The organism is Bartonella sp. HY406 (assembly GCF_025449315.1).
GTDB lineage: Bacteria > Pseudomonadota > Alphaproteobacteria > Rhizobiales > Rhizobiaceae > HY038.
The window spans coordinates 3,076,773-3,088,665 of record NZ_CP104893.1; the positions used below are offsets into that span (position 1 = coordinate 3,076,773).

Annotated in this window: 10 protein-coding genes; 3 read left to right on the forward strand and 7 right to left on the reverse strand. The window is 40.0% G+C overall.

Translation table 11 applies throughout. The features are described from left to right. Nucleotides 1-19: 19 nt before the first annotated feature. Together alr and N6B01_RS12980 are read left to right on the forward strand one after the other, a co-directional pair. Complete coding sequence (gene alr, locus N6B01_RS12975; protein ID WP_262080675.1) at nucleotides 20-1,129, forward strand: alanine racemase; 1,110 nt, start codon at nucleotides 20-22, stop codon at nucleotides 1,127-1,129. Between the two features lie 122 nt (nucleotides 1,130-1,251). Beyond that, the gene (locus N6B01_RS12980; protein WP_262079135.1) at nucleotides 1,252-2,505 is read left to right on the forward strand and encodes a D-amino acid dehydrogenase; all 1,254 of its coding nucleotides are present in this window, start codon (nucleotides 1,252-1,254) and stop codon (nucleotides 2,503-2,505) included. Nucleotides 2,506-2,586: 81 nt separating this feature from the next. On the opposite strand, the gene N6B01_RS12985 is transcribed toward N6B01_RS12980, so the two are convergent. The 3 genes from N6B01_RS12985 to N6B01_RS12995 all read right to left on the reverse strand — a co-directional run bounded on the left by N6B01_RS12985 (nucleotide 2,587) and on the right by N6B01_RS12995 (nucleotide 6,617). Further along, nucleotides 2,587-3,474, reverse strand: a complete 888-nt coding sequence (locus N6B01_RS12985; protein ID WP_262079136.1) for a heme/hemin ABC transporter substrate-binding protein — start codon at nucleotides 3,472-3,474, stop codon at nucleotides 2,587-2,589. After that, nucleotides 3,471-4,382, reverse strand: coding sequence for a ChuX/HutX family heme-like substrate-binding protein (locus N6B01_RS12990; RefSeq protein ID WP_262079137.1), 912 nt, complete (start codon nucleotides 4,380-4,382; stop codon nucleotides 3,471-3,473). Before N6B01_RS12990 ends, N6B01_RS12985 begins: the two co-directional genes overlap by 4 nt. Nucleotides 4,383-4,445: 63 nt before the next feature. Next, entirely contained in the window at nucleotides 4,446-6,617 is a 2,172-nt protein-coding gene (locus N6B01_RS12995) for a TonB-dependent hemoglobin/transferrin/lactoferrin family receptor (protein ID WP_262079138.1), read from the reverse strand. Nucleotides 6,618-7,478: 861 nt separating this feature from the next. On the opposite strand from N6B01_RS12995, the gene N6B01_RS13000 reads away from it, so the two are divergent. Next, nucleotides 7,479-7,784, forward strand: coding sequence for a hypothetical protein (locus N6B01_RS13000; protein WP_262079139.1), 306 nt, complete (start codon nucleotides 7,479-7,481; stop codon nucleotides 7,782-7,784). Nucleotides 7,785-7,855: 71 nt separating this feature from the next. Here the strand turns inward: N6B01_RS13000 and N6B01_RS13005 are convergent, their stop codons facing one another. The 4 genes from N6B01_RS13005 to N6B01_RS13020 form a co-directional block, all read right to left on the reverse strand. Further along, nucleotides 7,856-8,656: an ABC transporter permease gene (locus N6B01_RS13005; RefSeq protein WP_182418170.1), complete on the reverse strand. Its 801-nt coding sequence runs from the start codon at nucleotides 8,654-8,656 to the stop codon at nucleotides 7,856-7,858. A gap of 2 nt (nucleotides 8,657-8,658) precedes the next feature. Continuing rightward, nucleotides 8,659-9,561 (reverse strand): ABC transporter permease, encoded by a 903-nt coding sequence (locus N6B01_RS13010; protein WP_262079141.1) that lies wholly within the window; start codon nucleotides 9,559-9,561, stop codon nucleotides 8,659-8,661. Nucleotides 9,562-9,578: 17 nt separating this feature from the next. Beyond that, on the reverse strand, nucleotides 9,579-10,664 hold the full coding sequence (locus tag N6B01_RS13015) for an ABC transporter ATP-binding protein (RefSeq protein ID WP_182418172.1): 1,086 nt from the start codon (nucleotides 10,662-10,664) through the stop codon (nucleotides 9,579-9,581). A 111-nt stretch (nucleotides 10,665-10,775) separates the two neighbouring features. Beyond that, a complete protein-coding gene (locus tag N6B01_RS13020) occupies nucleotides 10,776-11,879 on the reverse strand; it encodes a polyamine ABC transporter substrate-binding protein (protein ID WP_262079142.1) in 1,104 nt (367 codons plus the stop codon). Nucleotides 11,880-11,893 lie beyond the last annotated feature (14 nt).

An 11,893-nucleotide genomic window follows, 5' to 3' on the forward strand; every position in this document is an offset into this window, starting at 1 on the left:
CGATCAATCAGCGGCAGATATGGATGAGTTGATGGAACTCTCTGCGGGGGGAGTTTTAACCATTGATCTCAATGCGCTGGTTCATAACTACCGAATTTTGGTCCGGCAAGCTTACCCGGCCAAAGTTTCGGCAGTTGTGAAAGCCAATGCCTATGGTATTGGTGTTGATATTATTGCCCCACCACTTTACCGAGCTGGGGCGCGTATGTTTTTTGTAGCGCAAGCCAATGAAGCTATTGAATTGCAAACGATTTTGCCAAGCGATGCCCAGATAGCTATCCTTAATGACATTCAACCAGGTTTTGCTCCTATAGCTGCGGAACGCGGAATTCTTCCAGTTTTAAATTCGCTTGATTCTATTTTAGAATGGCAAGCACTTTGTAAGAAGTTGGATAAAAAACTACCGGCATTATTACAGCTTGATACTGGCATGAGTAGGCTTGGGCTTGATGAGCTAGAATTTGAAATTTTGGCGGATAATCCTGAAATATTTGAATACGCTGATATAAAATTCATAATAAGCCATTTGGCTTGCGCTGATGAACCTGAAAACCTTGCTAATTTTGATCAATTAAACCGTATGAAGGCAATGCTAGAGCGTTTGCCGAAAACTCCTGTTGCTTTGGCTAATTCTGGCGGTGTTTTTTTAGGGCCAGATTTTCGCTTTCAACTGGTGCGGCCTGGCCTTGCATTATATGGCATTGACCCAATGGGCGAAACCGGTAAATTTTTGCGCCCTGTGGTTAGTCTTGAAGCCTGCGTTATTCAACAACGCTTGGTAGGGGAAGGTGTGCGGGTTGGTTACGGCGGCACTTATGTCACCAAACGTCCAAGCCGCTTAGCAACAATTGCTGTTGGTTATGCTGATGGCTGGCATCGTTGTCTTGGCGACAAGAGTGCTGCTTATTTTAGCGGTATTCGTTTGCCAATCATTGGCCGTGTTTCAATGGATTCAATGACCATTGATATAACTGATTTGCCAGAGGGTAAGTTAAAACGTGGCGATTATGTCGAACTTATTGGTAAACATCAAACTATAGACGAAGTGGCAAAGGATGCTGGAACCATTCCATATGAAATATTGACGTCACTTGGACGGCGTTATGAGCGGCGTTATATTTCAAATTAGGAGGCATTAAAAATAACGCCAGCCAATTGCGCAAAGCGCCTTGGGTTTCGTTCTATAAATCATAAAACTTATTTTGACTGTCATAGTTATAAATGCAGCAATATATAAAAGGGGAAATGATTATGAAAGTTCTTATTTTGGGAAGTGGCGTTATTGGTGTTAGCTCAGCTTGGTATCTTAGCAAGCTTGGCCATGAGGTCACCATTATTGACCATGAAAGCGCCCCGGCAGAAGAAACAAGTTTTGCCAATGCAGGTCAAGTGTCTTTTGGCTATACAACGCCATGGGCAGCCCCCGGTTTGCCGCTTAAAGCAATGAAATGGATGTTTCGCAAAAACTCGCCATTGATTATTCATCCGCGTCCTAATCTTGATATGGTTCGCTGGTTGTTTGCTATGCTTGGTAATTGTAGCGAAGACAAGTATAAAAAAAATAAGGCTTTAATGATCCGCGTTTCTGATTATAGCGCGCAATGCCTTAAAGAATTGCGCGAAGAAACCAATATCCATTATGATGAACGTATGCGTGGGACGATACAGCTTTTTCGTGATCCTCATCAATTAGAGGCAGTGCAAAAGGATATTGATGTTTTGCGCGCTGATGGCGTCAATTTTGAAATGTTGGATGCCAAAGGCTGTATCGCCATTGAACCAGGTTTAGCAGATCTTGGCGATAAAATTGTTGGTGGCTTACGTACGCCCGATGACGAAACCGGCGATTGCAAAATTTTCACTGAAAAATTAGCGAAACTCTGCCAAGAAAAAGGCGTCGAGTTTTTATTTAATACCGATATTCATTCCCTATTGCGTGATGGTGATAAAGTGATTGGCGCCCAAACATCCAAGGGGCGTTTTACGGCTGATGCGGTTTTGGTGGCACTTGGCTCCTTTACGCCGTTTTTGTTAAAGCCGCTTGGTCTTTATGCGCCAATTTATCCAGTAAAGGGCTATTCGATTACCGTGCCAATTATTGACGAAGCAAAAGCACCAGTATCAACGGTTATTGACGATATTTACAAGGTGGCCGTTACTCGGCTTGGGGACCGCATTCGCGTTGGCGGTATGGCAGAGGTTTCTGGCTATAATCTCACCTATAAAGAGGCGCGGCGTAATACATTGCAAGAAGCTTTGCATTTAATGTTTCCAGGTGCTGGCGATTCATCGCAAAGCGAATTATGGTCGGGTCGTCGCCCAGTTACACCTGATAGTGTGCCAATCCTTGGTGCAACGCCATTTAAAGGACTTTATGTTAATTCGGGCCATGGCACACTGGGTTGGACAATGTCAACAGGCAGCGGTAAATTCCTTGCCGATATTATTAGTGGCAATTGCCCCGACATTGACCCAAGTGGGCTTGATATTTCTCGTTATGCTTAAAATTAAAAACCAAGATTTTAAACTTACTCTTGTTGGAAAAAGCTAAAATGGCTTTTCCAACAAGCTTATATAATTACCCATTTAGGGATAGATTTTTTTAGACAGTTCAAGAGCTGCTTTTGCCGTTCTTGGGCCAAAATTCATCAAATAAAGAGCTTCCATGCTAAAAAAAGCTTGGTTTTTGCCGGCTGGAGTTGAGCGCAGTGCAGGCACAGATAATATTTCTTCACTTGTTACCGCCATGCCATTATAATTCATTGTTAAAATAACATCAGGAGCAAGCTCAATAATTGCTTCATCATTAATCAATTTATAGCCGTCATATTGCACAGGATTTATACCACCGGCTAAATTGATCATGCCATTTGCGCCGGTGTTTTGTCCAGCTGCCATGATCCGGCCATTGCGAACAGACATTATAAACAATACACGTTTTTTTTGTTCAATTTTATTGACGTAATTCGTTAATTCATCAAACTGACGGTTAACACTTTCTGCAAGTGCCTTGGCCTCATTCTGTCTGTTTAAGTATTGTCCGAGTTCTTGAATTTTTTGCATAACGCTTTTTTGCGAAAATTCCTCGTCAATAATGATAAGTGGAACCGATGATTTTTTTAAAAGTTCAATTGATGTCGCTGGCCCACTTCCCTTGGACATAATAATTTTTTGCGGATTGAGTGATAAGATGCTTTCTGGTGACAAGGCGCGCATAAAGCCAATATCAGCAATCGCTTTTGCTTGTTCTGGATAAGTTGAAGCGGTATCACGACCAATAATTTCATCGCCAGCGCCCAAGGCAAAAATTGTCTCAATAAGGCCTGAACCAATAACCACAAGCCTTTCATTTACTGGCTTTTCATTTATTGGGGTTTCGCTTAGCTGAGCAGGTTCGGCACTGTTTGCCAAATTGACCTGAAAAGTTAAAAAAGCTGATAGCAGTAAAACAATGCGCAATAAATATTTTATCATTGTTTGCTTATCCCATATTGGTTGGTAATATCATCAAAATAATCTTCGACCGATACGTCAGTTAAATCCAAGCTTATTTCACAAGCTTCGCGATTATCGCTGCTTTTTGCATTTAAGAATAATCTCTTATTATCTTTTTTAACACTTAATTGGCATTGGCTGATATCTAGATGAAGGTTAAAACTGCCATCCATAATGTTAAACCATGTTTTTATAATTTTAAAATTATGGATGATACCGCTAAAGCTCTGACAGCAGCTTTGATTGCATACTTTGCAATGAAATATAAGCCCTTTTTGAATTGAAAATTCTATTAAAGATTTTAAAAATTCAGGAGTGACCTGTTTGTCTTCTATTGGTGGTTTTGGTTGATTATTGCCTATTTCATCGACTGATGGATTGTTTGGCAAGCTCTTATTGCTTCGTAAAGTCTCAATCAAATCTTGCCATGCCTGATGATTGGAATTTGGTTGTTCAAATAATTTTAATACCGCAACCCCTTGATTATCAAATATGGCTAAACAAGAATAGCTTTGCCCATCGATGATTTTGGTTTTAAAAAACATACGATGACATTGATTTTTTGAAAGTGATAAATTTATATCGCCAAAGGTTGTGATAATCCCATGCTGATCATCAAAGCCGTCAAAACAACCACGCAATTGGTGGACTGCATAATTATTGCGCGTGATAATCATGATCGGCCCCAATTGGTTGAGCATGGAGAGAAGCAAACCAAGATTGGGGACGAATTCTTCAAATTGAGAGATAATGCTATAGGCGGCAAAAATATCTGCTTCGGTTATACCATTTTGTTTGGCAAAATCGCGCTCACGAATAAAGCCCTTTGATGTTGCAACTGCAGTTTCAAAGCGTGAAATCAGCGCTTGTGCTGTTTGATGATCCATAATTTGGTCTTGCCTAACTTTGATAAAAGCAAATAATTTTGCCTTGGCCAATTGTCATAAAAATTAAAATTCTTGTACAAAAGAAATTTTAAAGTTACGGCCTGGCTCGCTATAATAGTCTTTCTTAAAGTTTGAAAGGGCGGGCATTTCCACACCATTCCAATAGGTTTTATCAAAAATATTATAGATCCCAGCTTGTAATCTTGGACCCTTTTCACCAATTGGACGCCACCAAGCTGTCATATCAAAGACTGCAAATCCGGGTGCAACTGCATATTGTGAATTAGCGGCGACCTTGTCGCGTTTTGCTGCTGCAGTCATAAATAATTCTGCGCCCCAACTCTCCTGTTGATATGCAATACTGGAAACGGCTTTAAATGGTGGAATGGAATTTAAATATTCGCCTGTTTCGGTGTCTTTACCTTCCATATAAGTAAGAGCAATATTTGCCTGCCAATTATGGGTGATCTGCCATTGGCCTTTTGCTTCAATGCCGGAAATTTTCACTCGTGATTTATTAATATAAGCGCGTTGCCCACGAATATATTCACGCGTTGGCGCCAATTCTATATAATCAATAAAATTCTTATAGCGATTGGTGAATAAACCAAGGGAACCATTTAGAGTTTCATTGCCGTATTTTAATCCAATATCATAGCCATTACCTGTTTCTGCTTTTAGGGCAGAATTACCGATAACGTGATAAATTCCAGGATTGGTATAATCAAGATAGAGTTCTGTTACACTTGGCGCACGAAAACTTTGTGCCCATTGTGCATAAAACATCAAATCATTATTGGCTTGCCACTCAGCCCGAAGCTTTGGTGAGAACCGTGATGCGTTATTTTTTTCAGGATAGCCTTTAAAGGATGGATTAACTTCAAAGCTGGCCGTTTTTTGCGGATTATGCTCATACCAGTCAAAGCGTCCACCGGGGGTAAGCCGTAACCGATTATCAAAAAAGCCGATTTCATCTTCTATAGAAAAGCCAAAGCTTTTGCTTTTGGTGTCGGGTGCATCGGATTGGTTGGTGTGGAGCATCCGACATTGTAAATAAATACCAGTGTGGGGTGGTGGTGGACAACTATCACTTCCGCTAGCATATTGTTGGAATTTTGATGATGAACCATCGGCCAAAAAGCGGAAATTATGGCTTATTGTGCCGGTTTCAATCTTCTTTTCGCCCCTTAAACTAAAGCCGTAACTTTCATCCTTGATTTCATTATTTCGCCTAAAATCACCCTTCGGCACCACAAGGCGTTGAGCATGAGATTCAATATTATTTTCTTGGTTTTGCCAATAGAAAACCGTTGCAAAGCGGTCAAGAAATTGTTGACCATAACCATAATAATCATAAGATAAAGAAAAACGATCGCGACGATTTTTCTGTTCTTGCTCGGCAGTACCAGCCTGATAGGTAACAGTTGATTGGTTGTAAACATCAATATTACGATCTGATCTAAAGCGCTCAGCAGTAAAACCAATTTTATGATTAGGATTAATATAGTGGTTAAGCTTAAATAGAAGATTATTTTGATCGTAATTTTCGGGGTTTTCAAGAACGCGTGCCGTGCCATAGCCGCCGCCTTCACCATTATTGCGGCGCTGCTTACCGTCGACATATCCGCCTTGCAACATGACATATGTATTTTGCGCCTTAACTGCAAAGGCTTGGTTTATATGCCAGCTATTATCCGATGAGTCATAAGACCCCTTGGTGATGGAACCCCAGTTTTTATTATTTTTAATAAGATCTTCGGGATTGATGGTTTGCAGCATGACAATGCCGCCTAAAACACCCGAGCCATAAAGACTTGAATCAGAACCGCGACCAATATCAAGCGAGGTTAATGCACCAAAGTCAAAGGATGATGGGCCACCTTTAACACCGCGTGAAATGTCGTTTAACCACGGCATTGGAATACCATCGATAGTGGTTAAAACGCGATTACTATCAAGGCCACGAATGTTAAAACTATTATTTTGACGGTTGTAATTAATCAACGGGTCCAAGCGAGAAATATCACGGACATTGTCCACCTGTTTGGCGCTTATCTCTTTGGCTGAAATCTTGTCAACCAATATATCCTTATTATTAGGATTATTATCAGCCTGAATTACAACCGTATCTAACTGTTCATGTTCTAAGCTTTGCGCATTCGCCGCGGTGTAATGAAGGCAAAAAACAGTTGAAGTTAACATTAAAGTTCTTAAAATCTGATTTTTACTTTTCATTTGGAATGTCCATTCTCTTGTGCATTTATACATCAATAATATTGGATATATTTTTTCTTACATAAATTTTTTTTATATTAAAATAAGCATAAATTCTATTTTGAATTTTTTTATTATAATATATGAATGTAAGTAGATTTATATCTCGCTAACAAACATGAGTTTGTATGTCAAGTTATTAATAACGTAAATTTGATTAAAAGATCGCATCTTTGCACAAAGAAAAATTTTCTTCGTGGCGCAACATGGCTGTTAGGTGTAGTTAGAATTGATTGGTAATTTGAAACCATAAACGTAGCAATTTAAGTTTAAACGTCTATCGGGTTAGAGGCAGGCGTTTATTGACCATGAGTTTAAACTCAAGTGCCTGTTTTAGTTTTTCCACTATAATTATCCCGCATTAACTCAAATATCTTGGATTATCAATTATTCAAAAATACCGCTTGCTTTTTTTGCAAAAATGAACGATGTTCAATTAAAGAGGGTAAAGATTTTTTGCTGATGGTCGTTCAAAACAGTTTTAATTTAGTTTTAAAACACGGCTTAAATGACTTTAAAAAATGCTTTTCTAAAAAATTGGGAAGCATCCATAAAACTCATCTTTTTTGCTGCGGCGTTGCAATCATATAAGTTACTAACATCTTAAATTGATTAAGCTTTATAGGCAAAGTTTGAACCGGTTGACCTTCAGTTTAAATCATTAGGATTTAATCAACGCTAGAGCATTCTTGTTTTGAATGAGTTTTCTTCGCTTTTGCTTGCGTCGGGATGGCTTTTGTTTCGAGGGTTTTAACTAAATGCAAAAAAACTGTATTTTTTTGTAAGTTTTATGAACATTGTTCAATTTAAAGGGGTAATTCAATGATCAAATTTTTTAAAATAGCAATTAGCATATTGCTTATATCATCGCTATTAGCAGCATGCACTAAAAAGCCCGAATATTATCAGGCTGCATATAGCGGTGAGAAGCATGATAGTAAGCCTAAATTAAATCCAAATAATGTAAACAATCGACAAAAACAAAAAGAAACGGACAAAGCGCAGCCTCGAAGCGAAAGTCCGCGGCAATCGAGACCCATGAGCACCTTTGAGCTTATACTTTTAACTCCCGTTTTTTTAATCGCAGTTTTAATCGGAGAGTTGTCAAAACCCAGTCCACGTTATTGAAGGTATAAAGAGCCATCAGCCTTGAAAGCTGACGGCTTTTTATCAAATCTTTACACCATGATAGCGCATCATCATATCGTAGCGGCAGCAGCGGCTGATTTTGAATTACGCGTTAATAATCGCGCAATGATTAGGCCACTTGCTACAACCCCAAGAATAATGGTTGAAATCGCATTAATTTCTGGCGTCAGACCGAATTTAATTTGCGAATAAATATTCATTGGCAGGGTTGATGCGCCCGGCCCTGTGGTAAAGCTGGCAATAACCAAATCATCAAGTGAAAGCGTAAAAGACAATAACCAAGCCGATATTAAAGCGGTTGCAAGGTTGGGTAACGCCACTTTGACAAAAGCACTAAAAGGCGTGCAGCCAAGATCGCGGGCGGCCTCCTCCAGTGATGGGTCAAGCTCGCTCAACCGCGATTGAATAACCACAAAAGCAAAACACATGGTAAAAGTAATATGAGCGATAATGATGGTAATTGGTCCGCGATCAATACCAAGCGCCACAAACATCAAAAGCATAGATATGCCCAAAACCACTTCGGGCATAATCATTGGCGACAATAGCATTGCATTAAAGACACTACGACCACGAAATCTTTTAAAACGGTTAAGAACAATAGCAGATAAGGTGCCCAAAAATGTTGCACCTGTTGCTGAACAAGCGGCAACAATAAAGCTGATTTTTGCTCCGGTTAACAAGGAGTGATTGTTAAAAACTGCGCTATACCATTGGGTAGAAAATCCGCCCCAAACTGATACTAAGCGGTTAGCATTAAAGCTGTAAAAAACCAGGACAAAAATGGGTAGATAGATAAAAAATAATCCTAACCCAATCGATAAATAATTGAACCAAGTTGCGCGATGCATAATTATTTCCCCCCATTTGCTGATTGTCGTGAACGTAGCATTTGCATGATGCTTATCGGAATAATAAGCACACCGAGCAACACAACAGTAACCGCAGCAGTTAGCGGCCAATCGCGATTGTTAAAGAACTCGATCCAGATAGCGCGACCAATCATATTAGTATCAGCTCCGCCCAAAAGATCAGGGATTACAAATTCACCAATGGCTGGAATAAAGACAAGGGCACAGCCAGCAATAATGCCAGGCATGCTTAATGGCACGGTTATACGCCAAAAGGCTTTAATGCGCGAACAACCAAGATCTTGAGCTGCCTCAATCAAGGTGCGGTCACTTACTGAAAGGGTTGAATAAAGCGGCAATACCATGAATGGTAAATACGTATAAACTATACCAATAAACACAGCGATTTCGGTATTTAAAATCACCAAAGGTTCATGGATAAGGCCAAGATTCATTAAGAAATTATTTAATAGGCCGTCATTGCGCAATATTGCAATCCACGAATAGACGCGGATAAGCATCGAGCTCCAAAATGGGATAATAATCAAAAAAACCAAAAAGTTGCGATAGCGCCGATCAACGGATGCAATACCATAAGCAAGCGGATAGGCAATGAGCAGGGTAATTACTGTAGAAATGGCGGCAATGCGGATACTTGTCCAAGCGGCAAGAAGATATGTGTCGCTTGAGAAAATATAAAGGAAATTTTCAAGATTGAGGGTAATAGAGACAATTTCGTCTTTTACCGCGACCAAAAAATCATAAGGCGGTATGCCAATGCGGGCGGTTGAAAAACTAATTGCCACCACCATGGCAAAAGGGGCAAGAAAAAATAGAAATAGCCAAAGCCCCGGTATGCCGATGAGCAGCCTTGCTCCCCAACTTTTTTTATCAGGATTTATCATAAGCAAAGGCCTCCTACCTAATCTGCCAATAACAAGGCAGCATCTGGTTGCCAATGGACAATAACATTATCACCAATTTCAAAATCATCTTCAATGCCTTGGTTGACACGGATGGCATCGATTATTTTGCCGGTTGAAAGACGCATGCGATAGTTACGTTTAATACCAGTATAGGTGATTGCATCGATAACAGCATTCAAACCTTCAACGCCTTGAGTACCAACTTTAGCAATTTCAATCCGCTCTGGTCTAATAGATAACCAAAACTTCTCACTTAAAGACACACGATCTGAATAAGCTGCCTTGATTGTTCCACCAACTTCCGCACTTTCAATGATCAGATTATTACCATCTTCGTCTTCTTCGGCTGAATCTGCCGTGATAATATTGGTTTCACCCAAAAATTTTGCCACATAGCGCGTGAGTGGCTTTTCATAAATTTCGCTTGGTGTGCCAATTTGGATAATTTCGCCCTTTTCCAAAATAGCAATACGCGATGAAACAGTCATCGCTTCATCTTGGTCATGAGTGACGATGATAAAAGTAATACCAAGTTCCTTTTGTAGTCGCATTAATTCCAATTGCGTTTGGGTGCGCAAATTCTTATCCAATGCACCCAAAGGCTCATCTAGCAACAAAACTTTTGGCCGCTTGACTAGCGCCCGTGCCAATGCCACACGCTGTTTTTGCCCACCAGATAGGCTTGATGGTTTGCGGTCCATAAATTCGGTTAGTTTTAATTTTTCACCAACTTCTTTTATTCGTAAATTAATTTCAGCTTTGGACAGCTTTTCTTGTTCCAAGCCAAATGCAATATTCTTGGCAACAGTAAGATGGGGAAAAAGTGCGTAGGACTGAAACATCATATTGGTTGGCCGCTTATTAGGCTCAACCTCGGTCATGTTTTTTCCAGCAATGGATATCGTGCCGGCTGTTGGCACTTCAAATCCAGCTATCATGCGCAGAAGTGTTGATTTTCCACAGCCAGATGGCCCGAGCAGGGAAAAAAATTCACCTTCGCCAATATCAAGATTGATACTATTAACGGCAGTAAAGGAACCAAAAATCTTGGTTACATTTTTAATCGAAACACATGGAGTCATGGTTAACTATCCCCATAAATCATCAGGCTAAAATAACGGAAAGACACAAATCACATATCGCACAATATGGTAAGAAAAGGGCAGCCGTTGTGAAACCACCCTTTGTATAGCTTATTTTCCTGCTCTAAAAGCAGTCCATAAACGTGTGCGTTCACGCGCATCACGTGGCGACAATAATTTATCAACAAAAAGCTTTTTGCGTAATTCTTCAGGTGGATAAAGATTGGGATTGTCACGAATATCGGAGGCGACAAACGGTGTTGCCGCCGTGTTTGGATTAGGAAAGAACACTGCATTGGTAATATCAGCGGTTACCTTTGGTTCCATGATATAATCGATGAATTTCAAAGCTTCTTCAGGATCTGGCGCATCTACAGGGATAACCATATTATCAAGAGTTATACTGGTGCCTTCTTTTGGTAAGCGATAAATCACTTCAACTCCAGCATTGGCTTCTTTAGCGCGCTGGGCACCAATATTTGCATCGCCATTCCACATTAATGCAAGGCAAAGTTCACCTGATGCCATATCATCAAGTAATTGTCCTGTCCGCATGTGGCGAATATAGGGACGCAATTTCATTAAAAGGTCTTTTGCCTTGGCAAGATCTTCCTTGTTGGTAGAGTAAGGATCGAGTCCAAGATAGTTCAATGCAATAGGAATAATTTCATTTGGCGAATCATTGATGCCAATACCGCAATTGGCAAATTTTTCTGCAATTTCTGGCTTGAAGAACATATCAAGACTATCAACGGGTGCATCAGGCATCCGCTCATTAATTTTCTTAACATTATAAGCAATGCCGGTCGTGGTGATCATATAAGGCACCATATATTCATTGCCTGGATCAAATGTGCTGATCATTTCTAAATAGAATGGATCAATATTGCCATAATTTTTCAGTTTCGATTTATCAAGCTTTTGCAAAGCATTGGCTGGAATAAGCCGGCTTGCCACTGGAGAGCTAGCAAAAGCAACATCATAGCCACTACCGCCAGTAATAAGTCGTGTTTCCAACATTTCATGGGTATCAAAATAGTCAAGCTTGGTATCAATACCGCTTTGTTTGATAAAATTGGAAATTGTATCATCGGCAAAATAGTTGGAGAAGTTAAAAATAAACAGCTTCTTGTTTTGCGCTTCTGCTGCACCAAGGGTCACTAAAGCGCTGGCTGCAGTAATAAGGCAGGTTTTAAAAATTTTCTTAACAGACATTATGTTCACCCTAA

Bases quoted from the DNA above. Each gene is read 5' to 3' on its own strand.
- alr (WP_262080675.1), top strand. From the start codon at position 20: ATGGATGAGTTGATGGAACTCTCTGCGGGGGGAGTTTTAACCATTGAT.
- N6B01_RS12980 (WP_262079135.1), top strand. From the start codon at position 1,252: ATGAAAGTTCTTATTTTGGGAAGTGGCGTTATTGGTGTTAGCTCAGCT.
- N6B01_RS12985 (WP_262079136.1), bottom strand. From the start codon at position 3,474: ATGATAAAATATTTATTGCGCATTGTTTTACTGCTATCAGCTTTTTTA.
- N6B01_RS12990 (WP_262079137.1), bottom strand. From the start codon at position 4,382: ATGGATCATCAAACAGCACAAGCGCTGATTTCACGCTTTGAAACTGCA.
- N6B01_RS12995 (WP_262079138.1), bottom strand. From the start codon at position 6,617: ATGAAAAGTAAAAATCAGATTTTAAGAACTTTAATGTTAACTTCAACT.
- N6B01_RS13000 (WP_262079139.1), top strand. From the start codon at position 7,479: ATGATCAAATTTTTTAAAATAGCAATTAGCATATTGCTTATATCATCG.
- N6B01_RS13005 (WP_182418170.1), bottom strand. From the start codon at position 8,656: ATGCATCGCGCAACTTGGTTCAATTATTTATCGATTGGGTTAGGATTA.
- N6B01_RS13010 (WP_262079141.1), bottom strand. From the start codon at position 9,561: ATGATAAATCCTGATAAAAAAAGTTGGGGAGCAAGGCTGCTCATCGGC.
- N6B01_RS13015 (WP_182418172.1), bottom strand. From the start codon at position 10,664: ATGACTCCATGTGTTTCGATTAAAAATGTAACCAAGATTTTTGGTTCC.
- N6B01_RS13020 (WP_262079142.1), bottom strand. From the start codon at position 11,879: ATGTCTGTTAAGAAAATTTTTAAAACCTGCCTTATTACTGCAGCCAGC.